The 25142-nt window shown below is 70.0% G+C and carries 10 protein-coding genes; 3 read left to right on the forward strand and 7 right to left on the reverse strand.

All coding sequences use genetic code 11. From position 1 onward, the window contains the following. Nucleotides 1-656 precede the first annotated feature (656 nt). Nucleotides 657-6320 (reverse strand): S8 family serine peptidase, encoded by a 5664-nt coding sequence (locus tag BLQ49_RS18905; RefSeq protein ID WP_167627737.1) that lies wholly within the window; start codon nt 6318-6320, stop codon nt 657-659. 1664 nt (nt 6321-7984) lie between these two features. Here BLQ49_RS18905 and BLQ49_RS18915 point away from each other — a divergent pair. The 3 genes from BLQ49_RS18915 (at nt 7985) to BLQ49_RS18935 (ending at nt 18024) form a co-directional block, all read left to right on the forward strand. Beyond that, the gene (locus BLQ49_RS18915; protein WP_091718432.1) at nt 7985-15169 is read left to right on the forward strand and encodes an amidase family protein; all 7185 of its coding nucleotides are present in this window, start codon (nt 7985-7987) and stop codon (nt 15167-15169) included. Between the two features lie 741 nt (nt 15170-15910). Continuing rightward, on the forward strand, nt 15911-17386 hold the full coding sequence (locus BLQ49_RS30645; protein ID WP_208859084.1) for a hypothetical protein: 1476 nt from the start codon (nt 15911-15913) through the stop codon (nt 17384-17386). A 101-nt stretch (nt 17387-17487) separates the two neighbouring features. Then, nucleotides 17488-18024 carry a tetratricopeptide repeat protein gene (locus BLQ49_RS18935; protein ID WP_244507670.1) on the forward strand — a complete coding sequence of 179 codons (537 nt, stop codon included), beginning with the start codon at nt 17488-17490 and terminating at the stop codon, nt 18022-18024. Nucleotides 18025-18427: 403 nt separating this feature from the next. Here BLQ49_RS18935 and BLQ49_RS18940 read toward each other — a convergent pair whose 3' ends face one another. From BLQ49_RS18940 to BLQ49_RS18965, 6 genes are all read right to left on the reverse strand, one after another. Then, nucleotides 18428-19966 (reverse strand): ABC transporter ATP-binding protein, encoded by a 1539-nt coding sequence (locus BLQ49_RS18940; protein WP_091718438.1) that lies wholly within the window; start codon nt 19964-19966, stop codon nt 18428-18430. Then, nucleotides 19966-20682 (reverse strand): biuret amidohydrolase, encoded by a 717-nt coding sequence (gene biuH / locus BLQ49_RS18945; protein WP_091718439.1) that lies wholly within the window; start codon nt 20680-20682, stop codon nt 19966-19968. The genes BLQ49_RS18940 and biuH overlap by 1 nt, the downstream gene beginning before the upstream one ends. After that, on the reverse strand, nt 20679-21701 hold the full coding sequence (locus BLQ49_RS18950) for a formamidase (RefSeq protein WP_091718441.1): 1023 nt from the start codon (nt 21699-21701) through the stop codon (nt 20679-20681). The genes biuH and BLQ49_RS18950 overlap by 4 nt, the downstream gene beginning before the upstream one ends. A 10-nt stretch (nt 21702-21711) precedes the next feature. Then, complete coding sequence (locus tag BLQ49_RS18955; RefSeq protein ID WP_091718443.1) at nt 21712-22635, reverse strand: ABC transporter permease; 924 nt, start codon at nt 22633-22635, stop codon at nt 21712-21714. Nucleotides 22636-22645: 10 nt separating this feature from the next. After that, a complete protein-coding gene (locus BLQ49_RS18960; protein WP_091718445.1) occupies nt 22646-23803 on the reverse strand; it encodes an ABC transporter permease in 1158 nt (385 codons plus the stop codon). Between the two features lie 65 nt (nt 23804-23868). Further along, nucleotides 23869-24975: a BMP family ABC transporter substrate-binding protein gene (locus tag BLQ49_RS18965; RefSeq protein ID WP_244507671.1), complete on the reverse strand. Its 1107-nt coding sequence runs from the start codon at nt 24973-24975 to the stop codon at nt 23869-23871. Nucleotides 24976-25142: the final 167 nt, after the last annotated feature.

The following is a 25142-nucleotide window of genomic DNA, read 5'->3' on the forward strand; positions in this document are numbered from 1 at the left end:
CCTCGGATCGAGCGTCCGATTCTTCGGTTTCGCCACCCGAAACCGGATTGATTGGAAACCGCCCGACTTTGCGGCCGGGAACGCCATCGAGGGTTCACCAGGTTGCTCGTTCAGATTGAAGGGGCAGCTCAAACATCGCCGGAAACTACTGTTGCCTCTTCACCCACCGGCCGGTGCGACGCGGAGCAAGACGGTCCGCAGGAGCCTTGCATCAGCTTGCCCGATAAACGTCGTACTCAGAGGCCGCCACACGCGCTGCACACCGGAGATCCGCGGTCAGCGATATCGAGGGTTTAGAAGGCGTGCGCCGACAAACTTCGTCTACCGGCACAGGTTTGTGCGCGGGTGCGGGTCGTGTGTCGGCCTGGGCGCGTGACGTTTGTCCGCGCGCGTCCAGGTCTGCCTGATCCTTGAAGTCCGCCCAGAATGCGTGAGGGGGCTTCCTGGCGTCCGAGGTCTTGATCCCGCGCTGGCCCAGCGTGACCCTCCGGCAGCCTTCAACCAGGCCAGCTTCGAGTCACCTGCGGCCACGGCTTCCGCGACCCTTTGACCGGTCTCCACGTCCGCGCGTCGGCATAGTGAAGAGGAGCCGATACGGACACGCCGGGGGGCGGCGACAGTCGCCCCGGCGTCGGGTTGAGGCCGGCCCGCCGCGTTCACCAGCGGTACGAGAGGCTGGCCTTGATGGCGTGCTCGCGCGTCCGCACCCCGAGCTGGCCGTCATAGCTCAGACCCACCACCGTTCCCCGCGCCACCGCCCAGTCCAGGCCAGCCGACGCCACCGCTGCGTCCGGGGCCAGCGGCGCGCCCGCCGTCCGGAAGGCCGTGCTGCCCCGGAATGTCACCAGCGCGGCCGGCGCCACGTCCCCGAACGCCCGCCGGTAGCCGATCAGACCCTGCGCCAGCAGGGGGCCGGCGCCCCCGAACAGATCCGCCACCACCGCCTGTGCCTGAACGCCGGCCGTGGCCGTCTCGATCAGATCGGTCCGCCCGAACGCCGCCAGCGCCGCCGAGCCCCCCGTCTCGGTGAAGCCGTCCCGACGCATGCGCAATACCGCCCCGCCCACGAACGGCTCGACATAGCGCTCCGCCCCGCCGATCCGGTAGCCGATCTCGCCGAAGCCCTGCAGCGTGCTGCCGCCAGCGCGGCCGCTGACTGCCTGCGAGAAGCCCGGGAACAGCACCGTCCGGCGGGTGTCGAGGGCGTCCCTGCCATACAGGGCCCCGAGCCGGACCTGCACGGGTCCGAGCGTTCCGTTGATGTAAGCCCCGCCGAAGCTGCCCTCGATCCGACCGGACGACTGGCGGGTGGTCGCGTCGAACTGCGTGACGCTGGTGCCGCCCGCTACGCCGAAGCGCCAACCGTCGAGGACAGCGCCCAGCCCGTCGCCGAGCACGCCCGGGCCGGTCTCGGCGCCAAGCACGAAGCCGCCGGTCTCCCGGGTGAGACGGGCGGTGTTGCGGGTGGCATCGCTCGAACCGAACACCCCGAAGGCTTGCCCCCAGACGGCGTAGCGCGGCGCGAGCGGCCGCACCGGCACGAGACCGGTGGCAGGCTCATCCGGGGTGAGGGCCGCGTAGCCGGCCGTCAGCGTGGTGCCGGGGGCGAAACGCTGGCCGGCAGCGCCGGTCAGGCCGAGACCACCGGCCGGACCGGCGCCGAAGCGCAGGTGCTCAAGCAGGCTGCCCTGCGCGGCGACGGCGGTCTGCGCCCGCACGGAGGCGGCCGAGCCCTGGATCTCACCCGATAGGCTGTTGAGCGCCCGCACGGCGCCGGACGCGGTCTGGTTCAGCAGCGCCGTGGTCACCTGCGCGGCCGGGCTCGACACGACCGTGGTCGTGCCGGTGCCGGTGCTCACCGCGGTCGTGACCGTGCCTGTGGCCGACACGCTCGTGGTCACGGCGGGCGCGCCGCCGGCCGTGGTCGGCGTGCTGGTGACGGTCGGCCCGGTGCCGTTGAGGGCACCCGCGATCCTGGCCTGGTTCGGCGACGTGGCCACGCTGGTGAGCGGGGCCGTCTGGGCGAAGCCGAGGGCGATGCCGTGGGTCTCGTAGCTCAGCGACGGCGTCAGGAAGGCGAGGTTGCTCGTGGTCTGCAGGCTGGTGAACGTGCCGGTGATGCCGCCGGTGGCGGTGAGCAGCGTGTAGCGCAGCGCCGGCGTGTAGGTGCCCGAACCCGCCAGCACCTGCACGGTGCCGCCCTGGATCGTCACCGGTCCGGTCACGTCGGTGCGGTCGTTGGCGGTGGGCGTGATCCGGACCGTGTAGAACGCGCCCGGCGCGAAGGTCAGCGGGCCGTGGATCGCCAGGGTGCCGATGGCCGCGGCGCTGCCCGGTGCCAGCCGGCCGCCGGCCTCGATCAGCGGATCGCCGATCTTGCCCGTGCCCGACAGCGTGCCCCCGCGCCGGACCGTCACCTCGGAGGCGCTGAGCACGCCGTCGATCTCCAGCGTGGCGTCCGCCACGGTGGTCGCGCCCGTGTAGGTGCTGGTCCCGGTCAGGATCTGCCGGCCGCCGGTCAGGCTCAGGCCGCCGGTGCCGGCGATGCTGCCGCTGAAGCTGCCGCTGGCGTCGGCCAGGGTCAGGGTCTTGCTGCCGAGGGTCACGGTGCCGGCCTCGCCCGCGGCGTCGGCGAGGCCGGCGATCGTGGTGCCGGCGCCGGCCAGACCCGCAATGTCGAAGCGGGCGCCGGCGGCGAGCGCCACGCCGCTCGCGCCGAGGGACCCGGCCCCGGCCAGCGCCAGGGTGCCGCCCCAGATCGTGGTGGCGCCCGTGTAGCTGCTGGCGCCGGTGAGGATGGCGGTGCCGGTGCCGATTTTGGACAGGCCGTAGCCGTTGCCGCCGTCGCCGATGGGGCCGGAGAGGGTCAGGGTGCCGCTGCCGCCGAGCGCGGCGTTGCCGGCCAGCGTGATCGCCCCCGAGACGCCGGCGGTGCCGGTGCCGGTGAGCGCGCCGACGCCGCCCGCGCCGGTGCCTGCCAGCGTCAGGGTGTTGGCGATGGTGACGCTGTTCACGTCGAGGGTGGCCGCCGCCGCGACCGTCGCCGCTCCGGTGCCGAGCGCTGCGGCATTGGCCACGCTGAGCGCGCCGGCCGCGATGGTGGTGCCGCCGGAATAGGTGCTGGCGCCGGTCAGCGCCTGGGTGCCGCCGGTCAGGCTCAGGCTGCCGGTTCCGCTGATCCCACCGCCGAAGCTGCCGCTGGCGCTGGCGATCGTCAAAGTCTTGGCGCCGAGCGCGACGGTGCCGGCCTGGCCCGCGGCGGTATCCGACAGGCTCGCGATCGTGGTGCCGGCCCCGGCCAGGCCCGCGATGTCGAAGCGCGCGCCGGTGGCGAGCGCGACGCCGCTGGCGGCGCCGAGCGAGCCGGCCCCGGCCAGTGCCAGGGTGCCGCCCGCGATCGTGGTGCGGCCGGAGTAGGTGCTGGTCCCGGTCAGCGTCTGGGTGCCCGCCGTGAGGGTCAGGCCGCCGGTGCCGGCGATGCTGCCGCCGAAACTGCCGCTGGCATCGGCCAGGGTCAGGGTCTTGCTGCCGAGGGTGACGGTGCCGGCCTGGCCGGCGGCCGTGTCGACGAGGCCGGCGATCGTGGTGCCGGCCCCGGCCAGGCCCGCGATGTCGAAGCGGGCGCCGGTGGCCAGCGCCACGCCGCTGGCGGCGCTGAGCGAGCCGGCCCCGGCCAGCGCCAGGGTACCGCCGGAGATCGTGGTGGTGCCGGTATAGGTGTTGGCGCCGGTGAGGATGGCGGTGCCGGTGCCAACCTTCGACAGCCCGTAGCCATTGCCGCCGTCGCCGATGGTGCCGGAGAGGGTCAGGGTGCCGCTGCCGCCGAGGGCTGCGTTGCCGGCCAGCGTGATCGCCCCCGAGACGCCGGCGGTGCCGGTACCGGTGAGCGCGCCGACGCCGCCCGCGCCGGTGCCAGCCAGCGTCAGGGCGTTGGCGAGGGTGACGCTGTTCACGTCGAGGGTTCCACCGGCGGTGACGGTGGCGACGGAGGTGCCGAGCGCCGCGGCGTTGGCCGCGCTGAGTGTACCGGCCGCGATGGTGGTGCCGCCGGTGTAGGTGCTGGCGCCGGTCAGGGTCAGGGTGCCGGCACCGGCCTTGGTCAGGCCGCCGGTTCCGTCGAGGGTTCCGGCGAAGGTGGTGGAGGTGTTGTCCCCGCCGGCGGTGAGGCGGGCGGAGACCAGCGCGACGCGGCCCTGCCCGGCGAGGGATCCGATGGTCTCGCCGTCGGCGAGCGCCAGGGTTGCGCCGGCCGCGATGGTGACGGCGCTGAGATCGCCGATGGCCTGCCCGCCCTGCGCCAGGAGGGTGCCTTCCGCGAGGGTGGTGGCGCCGGTGTAGGTGTTGGTGCCGGCCAGGGCGAGGGTTCCGGCGCCGAGCTTGGTCAGGCCCCCGGGTCCGGAAAGCGCCTGGGCGAGGGTGAAGGTGTTGGCGGGATCGGCGATGTCGAGACCGCCGCCGTTCTGGCCCCAGGTGATCGGGCGGGTCGTGGCGGTGAAGGCGGTTCCGGTGATCTGGAGGGTTCCGCCGTCGAAGGCGAGGGGACCGCCCGCGGCGCCGAGGTTGGCATCCCGCGCGACCGAGAGGGTGCCGCCCGCGAAGGTGACGCCGCCCGAGAAGGTGTTGGTACCGGAGAGCGTCAGCGTGCCATCCCCGAGCTTGATCAAGCTACCCTGGGTGGGGATGTCGGCGAACGCGGCGATCCGCAGGGGCTCGAACCGAGACTCGTTCTGCCAATCGCGGACGATCTGAGCGATGGTGCTGTCGTAATCGGCGCTCGTCAGCCCCGAGATATAGCTGTTCAGGAGGTTGCCCACATCGGTGCGGGCAGAGGCGTAGGCCGGGTCCGTGAGCGGCCAGACGCTGTCATATCCGTTGGACCGGATGAACGTCGCCAGGACCTGATTGGCGACGGGATCGTCGTTGGCGGCCTTGATGGCGTTCGTGATCCCGGATTCGCTGCCGTTGCGCAGGGCGCTGACGACGCCGTCGAGCGCGGTTCGGCTGGCCGGGAGGCCGGCCGTCAGGACCGGCGTCTGAAGGCGTGAATCGAGGGTGGCCTTGCGGGTCGCCCAGGTGGCCGCCTCGGCGTCGTTCTCCTGTTTGCGCTGGATCAGCGCGTCCTCGGAGATATCGTTGGACCACGTGTCCTTCACGCCCGCGGGGAGGTTCGCGGCGACGGATCCCAGGAACTGGCCGGGCCCCCGCATGGCCTTGTCGAGGTCGATCAAGCCCCAGCCCCAGACCGCATTGGGTGCATTGGGATTGGCGTCGGGCACGCCATCGACGGCATCGCGGTGATAGGCGGTGGTGAGCAGGACGTCGCGGGCCTGCGTGTTGGTCATGTACGGATAGCGCTGCATGATGACCGCCAGCGCGCCGGTGGCGTGCGGCGCCGCCATCGAGGTCCCGCCGACCGTGGTGTAGCCGGTCTGATGGTTCGGATCGATGCCCCATTCATTGGCGTTCCAGACGGCGCTTCGCGTGTACGTCGGCACCGTACTGTTGATGTCCTCGCCCGGGGCAACGACATACCAATACTTGGCGACGCCGGCGCGGTTCGAGAATCCGGCGAGGATGACATCGTCCGGGTCCGTGCTTTTGTTGATGCCTCGATCGGCCGCGCCGACCGCGAGCCAGTTCTTCTCGATTTCGGGCCTGAAATACGGCAGGGACGAGCGGACATTTGGATTGTCCCAGCCGGTGTTTCCCGCAGCGAAGACCTGGATGATGCCGTACTGCTTGGCGACATCGGACAAGGCATCGACATAGCCGAGCTGGCCGTCGAATTTCGTGTAGGCTTGGCGTAAGCCTGGGATGGTGTTGTAATTGTCCGTGGGCGGCGGGCTGCCCCAGGACGAGTTGATCGCTCGGGCACCCGCGGCCGCGAGACTGCCATAGGCGTTCTTGAAGTACGCGTAGTCGGCGTTCGCCCCGTAGTTGCCTTCATCCGTCGTGTGCGTGTTCGCCACGTAGACCGAGGCGTCGAACGCCACGCCGTGCATGCCGACGCCGTTGCGGGACGCCGCGATCGACCCGGTCACGTGGGTGCCGTGCGGATCGTTGACGGCGGGATCGTAGGTACCGGGGACGGTGTAGGGTTCGCCCTTGTCGAAGAAACTCAGTTGCGGCGACCGGTCGTCCGGCGCCCCCGACCCGTTCATGAAGTAATAGCCGTCCGATCCGAAGGTGCCGGTGATCGTGAGGGGCTTCACGCGGCCGTCGGCGAATTCCGGGTGGGCGATGTAGATGCCCGAATCGACCACGCCAACCGTGACGCCCAAACCCGTGTAGCCGGCCGCATAGGCATCGGCGGCGCGCATCGCGTCCAGGCCCCAGTCGGCCCGATATTCCGGGGTGCGCCACGATTCCGGATCCGTGCTGACGGCACTTTGCGCCAGGGCGGGGTTGGGACCGGACCAACCCAAAACCGCGAGGCCCAGGCTCGCACGCCAAGAGATCGAGAGAACCGAATCCCGAAGACGTCTCTTTTCCGAGACGAACAATGGAGATTCAGTGTCTTTGCACATTTGATCCGCCCACGATCCAAAATTTCGCATTAAGGCAAGATTTTTCGCCGGTCTTTGAATTCCATCCGGCCTTCGTCTTAGCCATATGCTCGGATCGGATCTAAATGTAGCTTTGTGTTTAGCGCAACTGACAAAACAATATTTTGGATATGCCTACTTATACTTGGAAGAAACAGGAATTCTCCGGCGACCACCGTGTTGGTCGGGCGCCGGCTAACCAATTACATCAACCGTTTTCCATATTGGCACAAAACTTGCTCCCCGGCTGAAATCCGGTGGGCGCATCAACCGACAGGCGTGCGCCATTTTCGCAACACTCTCACGGCCCGCCTATGTGGGGTCGACCCACTTCACGCCGCGCGGATCGCTTGAACGCACCCTCAGCGAGCGGAAACCCTCGATCCAGGTCGGAAACTGCGTTCGCGGCACGGGGCGGCCAGCCGAGGCCCAGACATTAGGCAATCGCCGCCGCGATGGGCGGCGGTTCGGTGCACCGAGGGCGCCCCCATCGGGGCCGCAAACCGACCCTGGGCGGCGATACCTCGTGCACGCGGTCGCAGGTTGATCGAAAGCAAGCCGAAGCCAGCGGCCACCGTCGAAGGCTCGCTGGGGCCCGTCCCGCCTGACGAGGCCCGCGTTCCAGTGCTGGATGTGAGCGCTCACGACTGTTGAGAGCGCCCGGCCGACCCACAACACGAACTTCGCCGGCGGTTTCGCCCCCCCCTGCCCTCTCACGGAAGAAGAGGGCGCTGGCCCCGGCCTGTGACTATCGAGCCACATGTCCGGCTAAACGGTCGTGGTCGGCGCGATTTGCGCTCCATTCGGACCGGCGCCTCTGAGTTGCCGCAAGCAATTATTGTGCCAGAACTTTGGAATGCCAAGATCCGCCGCAATCGGTCGCCAGCAAAGTTCTTGAATGAATAATTACAAACGGTTCAATACGATCAATTTTCAATGATATACAGCACACGTTGATGCCGCTTGATCGATTGCGGAGTTATTTTTTAATCTCGTTGGCATGAACGGCGCAGACTTTGTCCCATATCCTCCTTGTTGTGACTTGGGTAACCAGCGTGCTTGCCTAGCCTTCGCGGAGCCGGTCTCGGCGATCGCCGAGAAATTCTCGGTGACGACAGGCTTGAGCGGAGAAGCCAAGTGACCGGCGGTGATCCGATTCATCGCCTGGCGTTCGCGCACCGGACGCCCGATCGCGATTTCCGCTCTGCCCACAGGCAGAGCTTGGTCCCGTTCCAGCCATCCGCCTCGTCCCCGTCCGCGGGGCCGATCGCGGCCATGGCGGCACCCCTCTCGCGGCCGCTCCCGCCGGCCCCCTGCGCCAATCGGCGCACGGCGCCCACCACCGAGGGCAGCGGCCCCCGCGAGTCCGTCCGCGGCTCGCAGGGCGCGCCCTGACCCATCGAACACGCTCATCAGAATCACAGCTCCGGAGATCGACCATGTTCCTTGGCCTGCCCGCATCACGGGGGCGTCTGCGCGTTTCCGGAACCCTCCTGGGCGCCCTCTGGATGACCGCGCCGGCCGCCGCGCAGGCGACCGATCCCCAGGACCAGCTCGCCCTGCGTGACGTCGTCCGCGCGGCCTATATCCGCGCCGGCCAGATCAAGACCGACGCAGAGATCGACGCCTTATCGGTCTCCGCCCGGCCGCTCGTGACCTTCGATCCGCGCGCCGCGACGGAAGCCGACATCGTCGGTCTCGTGGGGCGGCTCGGGCTCACGGATGCCTCGGTGCCGAAGCCGCCAGCCCCCGTCTCCCTGACGCGAACCCTCTCGACCGATCCGCTGCCCGATTACGGCGGCGTCGACCTGACCGGGCGAACGGCCGTGGACCTCGCCGGCATGCTGCAACGGGGCGAGACGACCTCGCGCGAGATCGTGTTGCAGTACATGTACAAGATCCAGCAACTCGACCATGCGGGCCCGGCCCTGCGCTCCGTCGAGCAGATCAATCCGGATATCCTGACGCTCGCCGATCAGGCGGACGCGCAGCGGCTGGAGGCGCAGCGCGAGGGCCGGACGCTGCCGCCGCTGTTCGGCGTGCCGGTCCTGCTCAAGATGAACATCGGCACCGCCGACGATCTGCGCACCACCGCGGGCTCGGCTGCCCTCATCGGATCCCGTCCGGCGACCGAGGCGACCCTGGTGACCGGGATGCGGGAGCAGGGCCTGCTCATCATGGGCAGGGCCAATATGGGCCAGTGGGCCGGCCTATCGAGCAACAATCGCAGCGACACGGGCGGCCAGACGATCAGCCCGGTCGATCCGTCGATCGCGGTGGCCGGATCCAGCAGCGGGCCGAGCATCGCGGCCGCCATGCGCTTCGCGCCACTCACCGTCGGATCGCAAACCTCCGACTCGATTATCTATCCCGCGCAGCAGCAGGGGCTCTACGCCCTCAAGCCGACGGCGGGCCTGATCAGCACGACCGGCATCGCACCCTATTCCCAACAGATCGATACCGCCGGCCCGATGGGCAACAGCGTCCATGACCTCGCCCTCGCCCTCAACGGGATGGTCAAGCTCGATACGATCGACACGCGCAGCAAGGACTTCGTCCGGCCCGCCGACTACAATGCCGGCCTGACCGGCGACCTGACCGGCCTGAAGGTCGGCATCTACAGCGCGACGCCCACCGAGGATCCTCAACGGCCGGCGCAATTCAATTCCGTCGTCGGCGGAATGCTGACGGCCGCGAACGCCGCCGTGGTGTCGCTCGATCGTGCCGGGGTCGACGCGGCGGTCAAGACGGCGGTCCTGGCGATGTCGGACGACGATTTCGCCCAGTTCGTGAAGTTCGTCGATGCGTCCGTTGCGATCCCGGCCGATCCGGCCGGCCGAGCCGCGTTCCTGAACGATATCCGGCAAAACTTCACCGACGGCGCCAGGTGGGTCGAGGCCGCGACCAACGGGGCCGTACAATTCTACTTCTACGATGCGTACGTTTCGATCTCGGGCTATCTGGCCGCGCGCGTCTCGTCGCCCGACGATTACAAGAGTGCCTTCGTCCGGCTGCTGGGAGACAAGTTCTCGCGGCTGAACGTGGACCCGAAGGTTTACGCCCGCACGATCGACGATCTCGTGGCCTTCGCCCAGAAGAACCCCGGCCTCAGTGGCGATGCAGCCCTGGCTGGTCTGGCGGCGCAGAAGATCGGCCCCTCCTACGCCACCATCGACGAGTTCAATCGCGCCTACGCGAACTGGATCCGGATCTCGACGGCGCTGATGTCGAATGTCCGCAATGCCCTCGGGGTCGATGCCGTGATCGGCTTCCTCGGCACGGACGACGACACCAACGACGGCCTCGGCATCTTCACCTTCTCGACGGAACAGACATCCACCTCGCCCCAGCTCAACGTGCCCTTTCAGGTGGATGGGACGCCGGCGAACATCCTCATCGACGCCAATCCCTATCAGGAGCAGACGCTGCTGAGGATCGGACAAGCCCTCCAGCAGCAACTGAACTCCGACGCGTTCCGGCAATATCAGGCCGTGGCGCCCAATCCCCCCGCGACCGGCTATGGCGACGACCAGCCGGACGATAACGGGCCGCTCCTGCCGCTCGTCCTCAAGAACCTCGACGACCATGGCCGCGCCACCAGGGCCCATCTGCTGACGACCGAGATGGCGCCGCTGGTGCTCGACGTCGGCGGCGCGACCATGGTGCCGCACTTCGACGGGCGCATCTCCGGCAATGGCGGCTTGATCAAGGACGGGACCGGCATCCAGCTCCTGACCGGGACGAGCGACTTCACCGGCGGCGTCTTCGTCTGGCAGGGCGGGCTTGCCGTCGACAAGACCGAGGCGCTCGGCGATTCCAGCAACACCGTGACGCTGGAGAACAAGAGCGCGCTGATCGCCACCCGGAGCTTCGCGCTCGGGCGGCCCGTCATCCTGAACGACGGCGGGACCCTCGGGGCGCTCGCCGGTGCGACGCTCACGGAGGATGCGGTCGTGTCCGGCAATGGCGGCCTGTCCAAGACAGGCCAGGGTCGATTGATCCTGCAGGCCGACAATACCTATACCGGCGGCACGCAGATCCTGGCGGGCACCGTTTCGGTGTCGCGCGAGGCGAATCTCGGCCAAGCCTACGGCGCTGTCACGATCGGCGACGGGGCCGCCCTGGAGGCGACGGCGAGCTTCACGTCCACGCGTCCCTTCACCTTGGAAGGGGCCTCGGGTCTGGCCGTCGATCCGGCTCAGACCCTGACGGTGTCGAACACCGTGTCCGGTCCGGGGACCTTGATCAAGCTCGGGGATGGCACGCTGACGCTCTCCGGTACCAACACCTTCTCGGGCGGCGTCACCTTCGCGGGCGGCACCCTCTCGGTCGCGCGGGATGCCAACCTCGGCGCCGCCGCCAGCCCCCTCACCTTCGACGGCGGAACCCTCCAGATCACCGGAACCGCCTTCACCGCCACGACCCGCCCGATCACCTGGGGCCAGAACGGCGGCGGCCTCGACATCGCCGATCCCGCCAACACCTTCACCCTCGCCCAGGCCCTCGCCGGACCCGGCGGACTCACCAAGCTCGGCGCCGGAACCCTCGCCCTGGCCGGCACCAACACCTACACCGGCGCCACCACCCTCGCGGAAGGCACCCTCCTGGCGCAGGGCGGGCAGGCCATCGGCGATCTCAGCGCCGTCACCATCGCGGCCGGTGCCACCCTGGCGCTCGCCGACAGCGAGACCATCGGATCCCTCGCCGGGCAGGGCCGCGTCGCGCTGGGCTCCGCCCGCCTCACCGCCGGCGGGGACGACACCTCCACCACCTTCGCCGGCACCCTCGACGGAACCGGCGGCCTGACCAAGGCCGGCGCCGGCACCCTGACGCTGACCGGCGCCAGCACCTACACCGGCACTACCACCATCGCGGCCGGCACGCTCAGCCTCACCGCAACCGCCAGTCTCGCCGCCCCGGTGCTCACCCGGCCCGACAACGCCCTGGTCAACGCCGGAACCCTGGCGGGCGGGCTCACGAATGCCGGCACGGCGTTCAACAGCGGCGCCATCACGGGTGCCGTCACCAATATCGGCAGCCTGATAACCTCCGGCACGGTGGCGGGCGGGCTGACCAACACCGGCACGGTGCTGGCCAGCGCCGGCCGGATCGACGGTGCCATCCGCAACGACGCCGGGATCTTCACGGTCTCCGGGGCGGTGGCCAGCGACGGCACCTTCGCCAACGCCGCCAATGCCGGCTTGGTCGTCACCGGCGCCTACAATCTCGTCGGCGCGCTGACCAATGCCGGACTCGTCACGGTCGCTCGAACCGCCAGCCTCACGACCGCCGCAGGCGTCAGCAATTCCGGCACCCTGGCGAGCACCGGCACGATCGCCGGCGGCCTCACCAATGCCGGTCTGGCCTTCAACGACGGCGCCATCACCGGTGGCGTAGGCAACACCGGCACCCTGACGAATTCCGGTCTGATCGCGGGTGGGCTGACCAACACCGGTACCATCACGGCCAGCGCCGGCCGGATCGACGGCGCCATCCGCAACGACGCCGGCACCCTGATCGTCTCCGGCACGGTCTTCAGCGACGCGGCCCTCGCCAATGCCCCCGGCGCGACGCTCGCGGTCACCGGCGCCTACAGCCTCGCCGGGCCGCTCACCAATACCGGCACCGTCGCGATCACCCGGACTGCCAGCCTCACGGCGCCCGCCGGCCTCGGCAATGCCGGCAGCCTCACGAATGGCGGGACGATCACCGGCGCGGTCGCGAATACCGGTACGCTCACGACCAGCGGAACCATCGCCGGCAGCCTTGCCAATGCCGGTCAGGCGGCCAACAGCGGTGCCGTCACGGGCGGTGTGTCGAACAGCGGCGCGCTTGCGACGAGCGGCACGATCGCGGGTGGGCTGACCAACACCGGCACCGTCACGGCCAGCGCCGGCCGGATCGACGGCGCCATCCGCAACGACGCCGGCACCCTGATCGTCTCCGGCACGGTCTCCAGCGACGCGGCCCTTGCCAATGCCCCCGGCGCCGCCCTCGCGGTCACCGGCGCCTACAGCCTCGCCGGGCCGCTCACCAATACCGGCACCGTTACGGTCGCCCAGACCGCCAGCCTCACGGCGCTCGCCGGCCTCGGCAATGCCGGCAGCCTCACGAATGGCGGGACGATCACCGGCGCGGTCGCCAACACTGGTACGCTCTCGACCAGCGGAACCATCGCCGGCAGCCTCGCCAATGCCGGTCAGGCGGCCAATAGCGGTGCCGTCACGGGCGGCGTGTCGAACACCGGCACGCTCATTACCTCGGGCACGATCGCGGGCGGGTTGACCAATACGGGTACCGTCACGGCCTCGGTCGGCCGCCTCGACGGCGCGATCCGCAACGAGGCCGGCACGCTCGCCGTCACGGGGGCAGTGGCCAGCGACAGCACCTTCGCCAACGCCACGGGCGCGACGCTCGCCGTCACCGGCACCTACAGCCTCAGTGGGCTGCTCACCAACGTCGGCACCGTCGCGGTCACCGACGGCGGCCGCTTCCTGGCCGGCGGCATCGCCAATGCCGGCCTGCTCACCGTGGCGCAGAATGCCAGCGTCGTCGACGACCTGCTCAACACCGGCCGCCTCGTCAACGCCGGCCACTACACCGCCGACGCCGTCAACGCCGCCGGCGCAACGCTCGTCAACACCGGCACCTTCACCACCGTCTCGACGCCCTTCGCCAATGCCGGCACCCTGATCAGCTCCGGCACCCTGACGGGTGGGCTGGCCAACACCGGCCTCGTGCAGGCCTCGGGCGTGCTCGCGGGCGCGGTGAGCAACGCCCCCGGCGCCACGATCGCGCTCACCGGACCGACCACCGGCATCACCCGGCTCACCAACGACGGCAGCCTCGACCTCGGCCGCACCGACCTCGCGGTCGGCTCGCTGGCCGGCTCCACGCCCGAGGCCGTGCTGGGCAACGGTCAGCTCACCGTCGGCGGCGACGGCACCTCCACCCTCTATGCCGGCCGGATCGTCGACGGCGCCACGCAGACCAGCCTGACCAAGGTCGGGTCTGGAACCCTGACCCTGTCGGGGCTCAGCCCCCTGTCCGGGCCGGTCCGTGTGCTCGGCGGCGAACTCGCCGTCACCGGAGCCCTGCCCAACGCCGCCCTCGCCATGGGGCCCGGCAGCCTGCTCACCGGCGAGGCCCGGTTCGGCAGCGTGAGCCTCGGCACCGGCGCGACGCTCGCTCCAGGCATCGGCGCGGGGGCGCTGGGCCGGATCAGCGTGGCCGGTAACCTTAGCTTGGCGCCGGGGGCGCTCTACCGGGTCGACGCCACCGCGGACGGCCGCGCCGACCGGGTCGATGTCGGCGGCAGCGCCACGGTGGCGGGCGCCACCGTCCAGGCGGTCGCCGGCACCGGCCAATATGCCCCGCGTACCCGCTACACGATCCTGACCGCTTCGGGCGGCGTGCAGGGGCGGTTTGCCGGGGTGAGCAGCACCTTCGCCTTCCTGACCCCGTTCCTGGGCTACGCCCCCGACGCGGTCACGCTGACGCTGGCGCGCAACGACCTCGACTTTTCCGCGGTGGCGCAGACGGGCAACCAGCGTGCGGCGGCGGGGGCCGTGCAGGCGGGCGCGGTCGGCTCACCGCTCTACGACGCGGTGGCGATGCTCTCGGCGCCCCAGGCGCGGGCGGCCTTCGCCGCGCTGTCTGGGGACGGGCATGCCACCCTCGCCTCGACCGTGTTCGCCAATGCGGGCCTTCTGCGCGAGGCGGTGCTCGATCGGCTGCGCTGGGACACGGCACCGGCGGCGCAGCCCGGCGACAGGCCGGAGACGGCCGTGAGCCTGTGGGGGCAGGGGCTCGGCAGCGTCGGGCACGTGCGCACGGACGGCAACGCCGCCGGGCTGTCGCGTTCCAGCGCGGGCTTCCTGCTGGGCCTGGATGCGCGGATCGACACGCCGCTCGGCGCCCTGCGCCTAGGCGCGGTCGGTGGCAACCTGGAGTCGAGCTTTGCCAGCCCGGCCCAGGTGCAGACCGGCGCGCTGACCAGCACGTTCGGGGGCATCTACGGCAGCCTGGAGGCGGGATCGCCCGTGCTGCGGTTCGGCGCGCTGGCGGCGGACGATCCGGCCCAGCTCCGGCGCGTGGTCGCGTTCCCGGGCCTGTCGGACAGCGCGACGGCGCGGCTGGGCGGGCACAGCGTGCAGGGCTTCGGCGAGGCGGGCTATCGGATCGGCCTGAGCGAGGCGGTGGACTTGGAGCCGTTCGCGGGCGGGGCGGTGGTGTCGGTCACGCGCGAGCGATTTGCAGAGCGGGGCGGTGCGGCCACGCTGGCCGGCTTCGGGCAGGACCACACGGTGCCGAGCGCCACGGCGGGCTTGCGGATGCAGGTGCAACTCGACCGCGACGGACCTGCGCCGGCCTTCGTGCACGGGATGATCGCCTACCGGCGGTCGTTCGGCGACCTAGTGCCGACTGTGCCGCTAGCTTTCCGCGGGACTGGGGCGCAGTTCACGAGCCGGGGCCTGCCGCTCGACCGGGACGCGCTGGTGAGCGAGGTCGGGCTCGGGGTGATGCTGGCGCCGGGCCTGAGCGCCGGGCTGTCCTACACCGGGCAGATCGGCGCCCGTGCCCAGGACCACGCCGCCAAGGGGAGCCTGGTCTACAAATTCTGAGAGCTTGGCGGAGATCACACTGGGATCCGACAGAATTTCGGGGCGACAACTCGAATGGACGCGGAAAGGAGAGAAGCATGGGCGGTGCGCAAGCGTCCTGCGCATCCGGGGTCATGCGCAGGGGCGGCGGTTCGTGAACGTCCACCGCAGCCTCGACCGGGCGACGTGGTGCCCGTGCAACGGCAGCCGCATCCTGGATGAGGCGTCGCTTTAGCGGGCGATTCCCGATGACGTTGCTTTCAAAACTTAATCGTGGACGGGCGAATACATATTTGGTTGCTTGAAGCTGCCCATGGAATGCTATTCCTCCGGAGCCGGCTTCCCGCCTGACGGCCGCCGAGCTGCGGCAGCGCTATGCCCGCCTCATCGATGAGCGCGCGCTGGCCGGCGCTTTCCTGGAACTCGGCGAGACGGCGCTCGCCTCCCGGCAGGGGAGCACGGCCTTCCGCGCCTTCGAGGAGGCCGATCCGGTCACGAGCGCGGATGCGGCCTGGCAGCTCGCGCGCTTCTACGACCCCGGCAACGCCGACGCGGCGTACCGCGAGGCGGCGCGGCCCGACATCGTGCGGGCCGCCTACTACTACGCCCTGTGGCGCAACCGCTCCCCCCGCCACACCGAGGCACTTCGGACGCTGTGCGACGGCTAACGCCGACGAGGAGGCCTATCGCAAGCGCCTGCGCGACCTCGGCTTCGAGGTGTGGACGGTCGGGGCGGCCGACCGTCCGCAGCTGGATCGCGGATTGCGCGAGGCCGTCGGTCGCCTGCCGGAGGACGCCCAGGTGGCGGTCTTCGCCCTCGGGCCGAGCATCGGCGGCGCCGACGACACCTATCTGATGCCGCAGGACACCCCGTCCGATGCCGGACAGCGCCCGGGCCTGCTCGACAGCGAGGGCGTGCGGCTGAGCGACGTGCTGCGCCGCATCGCCCGACGCCGGACCCGCGAACTCGTCGTCATGATCGATGAGTGTCAATCCGCGGCGGGCGGGCGTTGCGACTTCGATGCCGCGGCGGGGAGTTCCGGGGCGAGCGTCATCGGCGCCGAGCGCGCCGGCCGCCGCACTGCCTCGGGCGCGCCGCTCGCGGGCCGGGCCTCGCTGCGCGATCCCATGCTCGCCGCGATGGCGCAGGAGGGCGAGACCTTCCTGCAGTCGCACGAAACCCTGAAGCGGGGCCTCGCCGGCAGCGATCTGGAGCCCCGGGCGAGCGGCGCGCTCACCACGTCGTTCGCCTTCATCCCACAGGGGTTCTTCGCGGGCCTGCGGACGGAGTGCAACAAGATCGACCCGAATGCAGAGCCGGCCGCGCTGCGCGGGGCGAACCTCGATCCCGCGATCCGCGCCTGCGAGGCGATGACGGGAACCTATCCCTATGCCCGTCCCTTCGAGGATCGGCTGCAGGCGGGGCGGGAGCAGCGGGCGTATCAGCGGGCGGTCGCCTCCTGCGACGACCCCACGGCCACCGCGAGCTACAGCGCGTCCTACCCGGCTGGGCGCTTCCGCGCCCTTGTCGATACCTTCGTGGTCGAGTGCGGCCGCACGCGGGATCGCCAGGACGAAGCCCGCCGCCAGCAGGCGGACGAGGCCCGGCGTCAGGAGGAGGACAGGCGGAGACGGCAGGACGAGAGGGATCGGCAATGGGAGGAGGAGCGGCGCCAGCGCGAGCAGGACGAGCAGCGCCGCCTGGAGGAGGAGCGGCGCCAGCGTGAGCTGCAGCAGCGCACCACGGTCGGAAGCGCCTCCGGCTGGACGCTCAACTACTCGACCAACCTGCTCGAGATCTCGCCGACGGCGAACGACCAGTACGATCCGCAGAAGCAGACCTACACGACGATCTGGCACTCGCGCCAGCACGGCGAGCAGGTGGTGATGTACGTGCAGGTCAGCCCGAACGAGCGGTGCGGCAACGCGCAACAGTTCATCACCGAGCAGATCCGGCCGCGCCGGAGCCAGATCAGCCGCGCGCAGGAGGTCAATACGTCGCCGGTCCGCGCCGGGTTCGTGCTCGAAGGCCGCGGCACGGCCGTCGCGCAGGGCAGCTTCGACGACCGGGGCTTCTACGACTTCGCGACGATCCGGCGCGACGACCGCAGCACGATCACGAATATCGGGGGGCGTTTTCCCGCCGAGTTCGGCGACCTGTACCGCGCCGAACTGCTCCGCATGATGAACTCAATGCAGCTGCCCAACCGGGACGTCTTTAACAATCGCTGCAGCTGAGAGCGCTGAGCTGCCCAAGGAACCGAAAGCGGGACGGATCGATCATGCGCGCGCCCTTACTCGGCCTCACCGTTTGTGCGCGCGCCTGCCTGATGGCGGCGATGGCGCTCGCAAGCCCCGCCGCTTTGGCCGATGCCGCCCAGGATTGTCGATCGGGGAGCCCGGAGATGCGCGTCGGCGGATGCGGTCGCCTCTTGGCCGAGGCCCGGACACCGCGGCAGCGCGCGATTGCACTCGATGGGCGTTGCTGGGCAAACATCGACCGCGGTGCGTTCGTGGATGCCCTGGCGGATTGCAACAGCGCCATCCGGGCGGACGATCAATACCCCTACGCCTTCCACAACCGCGGGGTCGCCTATGCCGGCCTGCAGAACCCGAGCGCTGCGATCGCCGATTTCAACCGCGCGCTGGCGATGCGGCCGACCTTCTCGAATACGCTCATCAACAGGGCGAAAGCTAATATCACCCTCGGAAACACGCAGGCAGCCGTTCGAGATTACGAAGAGGTTCTTCGTCTGAAGCCTGATAACGAGGAAGCCAAGAGTGCCCTGAATGGGCTGCGGACGGCCGCCGGCACATCGCCATCGCCATCGCCCAACATGAATAATTCCCTCTGCGGCAGTATTGGGTGCAACTAGCTCTCGCCCCAGACGGTTCGATTGATCTTGATCGTTCCCACCAGATACTTGGCTTTCGGCAAACGTCGATTCCTTGAAGCACAATCAGACAAGATGCTCACGAGAATCTACTCTTACGGCCCCGCACCATTCGATCGGTGATCGTTGGATATGCCCGGCCGACTCGCAGCGCAGGACGTTTCCCTCGCTGGCCGCCTGCGCGGTCTGTCTCAGCCGCCCCCGTTGCGGACAGCCTGCGCGGAGGAGTCGAATGCGCGGGCCGGATCGGTCAAACGCGGTCAGCACGGACCAGCTCGACCATCTGACGGGGGACCTCGGCCGGGTATGGCGGGCGGCTCTTCAGCCTTGGAAGACCACCTCGCGCGAAGGCGATCTCGGCGTCCACCAAACCGGGTGATCCCAATCAGAGATGCCCAGCCATGTGCCGGCCGATCGTGCTGACCTCGGCCGCAGCTGCCGGCGTCTCATAGACGATGCGTCCGTCCGACATCACCGCGATCCTGTCCGATAATTCGAGAATCTCGTCCAGATCCTCGCTGATGAGGAGCACGGCCGCACCACCGTTCCGCGCGGCAACGATGCGTGTACGGATCTCCGCAACCGCCGCGAAGTCGAGGCCGAAGCAGGGATTGACCACGATCAGCAGGTCGACCGGGTCCGTCAGCTCGCGCGCCAGCACTGCGCGCTGAACGTTGCCGCCGGACAGCGTGGCGATGGGCGCCTCCGAGGACGCGGTCTTGACCTTGAAGCGATCGATCAGTTCCTTGGCCCGGCGGGTCATCGCCCGCCGGTCGAGCCACAGGGTCGGGGGACCGGACGGATCCTCGCCGCGGCGATCGAAGGCACGGAAGGCCAGGTTCTCGGCCACCGACATCTGCGGCGCGCAGGCTTCGCGCAGCGGTTCCTCCGGGATGAAGCGGACGCGGCGCGCCCGGCTCTGCGCGCGCAGCCCGCTATAGGGTTTCCCCGCCACGATGACCCGGCCGCGAGAGGCGCGGATCCGGCCGCCGAGCACGTCGGCGAGCTCCTTCTGGCCATTGCCCGACACACCGGCGATCCCGAGGATCTCCCGGGCCCGGACGCGGAGGTCCGTGATCGCGATGCGGCGCAGGCCGGAGCCGTCGGTGGCGTCGAGATCCTCCACGCGCAGGATCTCGCGCGCGGTATCGGGTTCCCCGATGCGGGTCGTGATCGGGCGCACGGCCCGCTCGCCGATCATCAGCGCCGCCATGTCGCCGGGCGACAGCGCGCCGACCGCGCCCCCGCCGACCAGCCTGCCGCGCCGCAGGACGCTCAGCGTGCGGGCGAAGGTCTCGACCTCCCGGAACTTGTGGCTGATCATCAGCACGGTCAGCGCGCCGCGGTCGGTCATCGCGCGTAGGAGGCCCAGCACCTCCTCGGCCTCGCCTGGCGTCAGCACCGAGGTCGGCTCGTCCAGGATCAGGAACCGCGCCTTCAGGTAGAGCTGCTTGACGATCTCGAGCTTCTGCTTCTCGCCCGCGGCCAGCTCCGCCACGGGCCGGTCGAGGTTCAGCCGGAACGGCATCCCGGCCATGAAGGCCGCCAGCGCCGCGCGCTCGGCCTTCCAGTCGAGGATGGCGGGCGCGTCGGCGCGGCTGATCACGAGGTTCTCGGCGCCCGTGAGCGAGGGCACCAGCGTGAAGTGCTGGTAGACCATGCCGAGACCGCGGCTCTGCGCGCCCTTCGGGTTGGTGATCTCGGCCTCCCGGCCGTCGATCAGCACGGTCCCGGCCGTCGGCGCGTAGAAGCCCATCACGCATTTGACGAAGGTCGACTTGCCGGCGCCGTTCTCTCCGAGGAGCGCGTGGAAGCCGCCGGGCTGGATCCGCATCGACACGTCGTCGAGGGCGGCGAAGGCGCCGAAGCGCTTGGTCATGCCGATCGTCTCGACGCCGACCGCTCCGGCTGCCGCGGGCGGCATCAGCCGCGCCCCATGGCGTCGAGCAGGGCCTGCGAGGACGCGACGGCGCCGAACACGCCGCCCTGCATGGTTACCATCTTGAGGGCCGCCGCGTGGTTGCCTGGATCGGTCGCGGCCGTGCCGTCCGAGACGATCACGCATTCGAAGCCGCGATCGTTGGCCTCCCGCATCGTCGTGTGCACGCAGACATCCGTGGTGATGCCGGTCAGGATCAGGTTGCGGATGCCCCGCTGGTGGAGGATCAGCTCCAGGTCCGTGGCGCAGAACGAGCCCTTGCCCGGCTTGTCGATGACGGGCTCGCCCGGCAGCGGCGCCAGCTCCGGGATGATCTCCCAGCCGGGCTCCCCGCGCACCAGCACCCGGCCGCAGGGGCCGGGATCGCCGATGCCCGCGCCGATCCGGCGCGAGCGCCAGCGCTTGTTGGCGGGCAGGTCGGCGAGGTCCGGGCGATGGCCCTCGCGGGTATGCACGATGTGGTAGCCGGAGGCCCGCGCGGCCGCCAGCAGCGCCGCGATCGGCTTGATCGGGGCCCGGGTCAGCGCCAGGTCGTAGCCCATCGCGTCGACGTAACCGCCGGTCCCGCAGAAATCGGTCTGCATGTCGATGATGACGAGCGCCGTGTTGCCGGGGCGCAGATCGCCGTCATAGGGCCACGGATAGGGCGTCGCCTCGGCGTAGGTGCCGGCCGCCGCGGGCGATGGCTCGGCGGCCCTCATTCGGCGGCCTCCCGCGCGGGCGGCGCGCCGGTGTAGCGGCGGCTCGGGGCCGGAAAGCCGCAGCCGGTCCCGTCGGTCACTTGCACCTGATCCTCCCAGGGCACCCGGTACCGCCCGGCCGCGAGGTCGGTCATGTAGGTGTAGGGGCAGTCCTGCGCGCCGCCCGCCACCGCCGTGTAGCCGCGGTGGCCGAGCTGGTAGATGTTGTTCTCGACCCCCCAGGAGAGCCGCGCCTCGCGCACGAGGTCGGGCCGCACCTCGGCGGTGATGATCTCGTCGACGCGGCCGGTGGTGCCGTGAGCCAGAACCGTCCCGTCGAAGTTGCAGATCATGCCCTCGCCCATGGAATCGAAGGTGCCGTCCGACCCGCACAGGCAGACATTGGCGGTGACCATCAGGTTGCAGAACGCGTTCGCCTGATTGGTGAACCGCCAGGATTCGCGGATCGGGGCAGTGTAGCCGGCGGTGCGGATCATGATCTCGGCGCCCCGATAGGCGCATTCCCGCGCCATCTCGGGGAACATGCCGTCGTGGCAGATGATCAGCCCGAGCTTGGCGCCCCGCGGCCCGTCGATGACGGGGATCCCGAGATTGCCGGGCTCCCAGGGCTCGACCGGCACCCAGGGGTGCATCTTGCGGTAATAGAGCTTCAGCGCGCCGGTATCGTCGATGATCAGCCCGGAATTGTACGGGTTCCCGCCCGGGTTGGCCTCCATGATGGAGAAGCAGCCCCAGATCCGGTTCTCCGCGCAGGCGCGCTTGAACGCCGCCACCTCGGGGCCGTCGAGGGTGCACAGGATCTCCGGACGCGTATCCATCGACAGGCCGTGCAGCGCGTATTCGGGGAACACGACGAGGTCCATGGTGGCGAGGTTGGCGCGCGCCTTGGCGACCAGCGCGACGATGCGATCGGTCTGCGCGGCGATGTCGGCGCGGGTCTCGATCCGCGGCAGCTGCAGCTGCACGAGGCCGATCACGACGCCGTGTGCCGACTTGTTCAATCCACCGAGGCCGTTCATCGGCACGCTCTCACTTCGACAGGGACAGTTCGCCCGGGGCCCCGGCCAGCGCCCGGTCGGGCGAGGAGGTGGCGATCAGGAGGACGAGGGTCAGGACGTAGGGGGCGGCGTAGAACAGGTAGTAGCCCTGCGAGACGCCCACCGATTGCAAGGCCGGGCCGAGTGCGCCGGCGCCCCCGAACAGGAGTGCGGCCCCGAAGCAGGCCAGCGGGTTCCAGCGCGCGAAGATGACCAGCGCCACCGCCATCAGGCCCTGCCCGGAGGAGATCCCCTCGTTCCAGGAGCCGGGATAGTACAGCGAGAGGTAGGCGCCGCCGATCCCGGCGAGGACGCCGCCGATGCCGGTGGCGACGAGGCGCACCCGGTCGACGTCGTAGCCCAGGGCCCGGGCCGCGTCGGCACTGTCGCCGACGACCCGCAGGATCAGTCCCGCCCGGGTGTTGCGCAGGCCCCACCAGAGCGCGACGGAGAGCGCCGCGCCCGCGAGAAACAGCACGTTGACGCGCAGGGCCGCCTGGACCTGCGGCAGGTCCGACCACGCACCGAACGGGATCGCCGGCAGGGGCGGCGCCGAGGGCTGGATGAACGGCTTGCCGAAGAAGAAGGCCAGCCCGGTGCCGAACAGCATCAGGGCGATGCCGATCGCCACGTCGTTGACGCGCGGGAAGCTGCAGATGAACCCGTGCAGCAGGCCGAGGAGGCCCCCCGCCAGCCCGGCGACGGCGACGCCCGCCCAGGGGGAGCCGGTCAGCACCGCGGTGCCGTAGGCCGCCATCGCGCCGAGGACCAGGGTCCCCTCAAGCCCGAGGTTGATCCGGCCCGAGCGCTCGGTGATGGTCTCGCCCAGGCTGACGAACAGGAAGGGTGTGGAGACGCGGATCGCGCCCCCGACCATGGCCAGGGGTACCGTCCAGATGCCGAGGTCGCCGCTCATGACGGGGCCCTCAAGCCGGGACCGTGGTGGCGGGTGCCGCCGGGCGCTTCTCGGCCCAGAGATGCGGGTTGAACAGCTTGAACCGGCCGTAGAGCGTCTCGCTCAGGAGGACCACGAGGAACAGCAGTCCTTCGAGGACCAGCACGGTCGCGTCGGGCAGCTGCATCCGCCGCTGGATCAGCCCGCTCGACGCCTCGATCCCGCCGAGCAGGAACGCGACCGGCACGATGGCGAGCGGGTTCTGCCGGGCCAGGAACGCCACCAGGATGCCGGTGTAGCCGTAGCCCGCGGCGAGCGTGCCGTTGGCGGTTCCCTGAACCGCGGCCACCTCGAAATAGCCGGCGAGCGCCGCGAAGGCCCCGCCCAGCGCCGTGAAGCCGACGATGAGCCGGCCGACCGGCAGGCCCTGAATCTGCGCCGCGCGCACGTTCCCGCCCGCGATCCGCGCCGCGAACCCGAGCGTGGTCCGGTCCATCAGCACGTAGGCGATCACGCAGGCGAGGATCCCGCAGCCGAGTCCCCAATGGACGCCGATCATCGGCATCGGACCGAGCATGAACGCGTCGCCGACCGGCAGGGTGGACGGCTTGTTGAGGCTCGAAGGGTCCCGGAGGGGGCCCTCGATCAGGTGGTTGGCCAGCGCGATCGCGATGTACGACAGGAGGAGGCTGGCGATGGTCGCGTTGACGTTGCGATAGGCCTGGAGCCATCCCACCGCGCCGATCCACACGGCCCCCGTCAGGGCCGCCGCGCCGGCCATCAGGGGAACCGCCAGCGCCGCGGGCAGCCCGGCGAGGGGCTGGGCCGCCGCCGCCGCCGCGAGGCCGCCGAGGACGATCGCGCCCTCGCCGCCGATCACCACGAGGCCCAGCCGCGCCGGCAACGCGACGCACAGGGCGGCGAACAGGAGGGGGGCCGCCCGCTGCAGGCTGTTGCCGAGGGCGAAGGGGGAGCCGAAGCCACCGCGCCAGACGATCTCGACGAGCTGAAGCGGCGATTTGCCGAGGGTGGCGAGGAACACGCCGAACAGCAGGAAGCCCAGGACCGCAGCCCCGACCGGGATGGCCACGGCTTCGAGACGGCGCGCCAGCCACGCGCGGACCTGAAGGCCGATGGCGGCGTCCGGCCGCTCGGCGGCGAGCTTCGAGGGGGCGGCATCCGCGACCACGTCTCACGCTCCTCCGCGATCCGATTTCCGGCGACCCGGTGCCGCAGAAAGCGTGCCAGCCGGTCTCAGACCGAACCCCGCACACCGTCGACGAGGTAGTTCGTGCTCTCCAGCTCGGCGGCTTTCTCGGGATAGGCCTTGCCGGCCGGCAGGATCTCCCGCCCGGCATTGTCCTTGAGCGGCCCCTTGATGATCTCGTAGCCGCCTTTCAGCATCTCGGCCTTGACGGCATCCGCGTTGCGGCGGGCCCCCTCGGAGACCGCCGGTCCGTAGGGGCTCATCTTGACGTAGCCGTCGGCGAGGCCGCCGCGGACGAAATGCTGGGGCACCTTGCCGGCCTGCATCGCGGCGATCGCATCCTGGTAGATGGGCAGCCAGTTCCACTCCGCCCCCGTCAGGTATTTCTGCGGGGCCAGGGGCGACTGATCGACGTGGTAGCCGCACACACAGGCGCCGCGCCGCGCCGCGGTCTCGACGACGACCTTGGGGCTGTCGACGTGGCAGGTGATGACGTCGGCGCCGCCATCGACCAGCGCGTTCGTCGCTTCCGCCTCCTTGACCGCCAGCGACCACTCCCCGGTGAAGATCACCTGGCACGTGATGCCCGGATCGACGCTGCGGGCGCCGAGCAGGAAGGCGTTGACGTTGTTCAACACCTGCGGGATCGGCTTGGCCGCGACGAAGCCAATCTTCTTGGACTTCGTGGCGTAGGCTGCCGCGATCCCGTTGAGATACTGGCCCTGCGCGATGTAGCCGAAGTACGAGCCGGCGTTTTGCGGATCCTTCTCGGTCCACAAGCCACCGCAGTGCCGGAACTGAATCTTCGGGTTCTTGCGTGCCTCGGCCAGAAGGTAGGGATTGTAATATCCGAACGACGTCGGGAACAGCAGCGTCGCCCCGTCGAGATTGATCATGCTCTCCATGGTCTTCTCGACCGCGTTGGTCTCCGGGACGCGCTCCTCCTCGGTGATCTCGACGCCACTCAAACCCTTCAAGGCCTTGGCGGCCTGAGCGTGGGCTTGGTTGTATCCGTAATCGTCCTTCGGGCCGACATAGATGAAGCCGACCGTGAGGGGTGTGGCGGCGTGCGCCCCCGAGCGTGCGACGGCCCCGAGGCCGACGAGGGCGGCCGTGCCCAGCAAGCGCCTGCGCGTGAAGGGAAGATGTGCCACTCGCAGATCACCTCATCCAGCCGCCCGGGGGCGGCGACTGGAGGCGAAGTGTAGGCGGGCGCCCGAAAACCACGAAGCCGAGATTTTCGGCACGTGCGCCAGTCTATCAGCGAGGTGGCAGCCTAGAAACGCTTACTGAACGACCCCGGTCTGGCCAAAACAGCGCC

The sequence above is a fragment of the Methylobacterium phyllostachyos genome, from assembly GCF_900103445.1.
Classification (GTDB): Bacteria; Pseudomonadota; Alphaproteobacteria; order Rhizobiales; family Beijerinckiaceae; genus Methylobacterium; species Methylobacterium phyllostachyos.

Excerpts from the sequence above, each read along its gene's own strand:
- BLQ49_RS18905 (WP_167627737.1), bottom strand. The coding sequence starts at position 6,320 with ATGCGCGCCGCCGATGCCTATGCGGCCGGCTACACGGGTTTGGGCGTC.
- BLQ49_RS18915 (WP_091718432.1), top strand. The coding sequence starts at position 7,985 with ATGTTCCTTGGCCTGCCCGCATCACGGGGGCGTCTGCGCGTTTCCGGA.
- BLQ49_RS18935 (WP_244507670.1), top strand. The coding sequence starts at position 17,488 with ATGGCGCTCGCAAGCCCCGCCGCTTTGGCCGATGCCGCCCAGGATTGT.
- BLQ49_RS18940 (WP_091718438.1), bottom strand. The coding sequence starts at position 19,966 with ATGCCGCCCGCGGCAGCCGGAGCGGTCGGCGTCGAGACGATCGGCATG.
- biuH (WP_091718439.1), bottom strand. The coding sequence starts at position 20,682 with ATGAGGGCCGCCGAGCCATCGCCCGCGGCGGCCGGCACCTACGCCGAG.
- BLQ49_RS18950 (WP_091718441.1), bottom strand. The coding sequence starts at position 21,701 with ATGAACGGCCTCGGTGGATTGAACAAGTCGGCACACGGCGTCGTGATC.
- BLQ49_RS18955 (WP_091718443.1), bottom strand. The coding sequence starts at position 22,635 with ATGAGCGGCGACCTCGGCATCTGGACGGTACCCCTGGCCATGGTCGGG.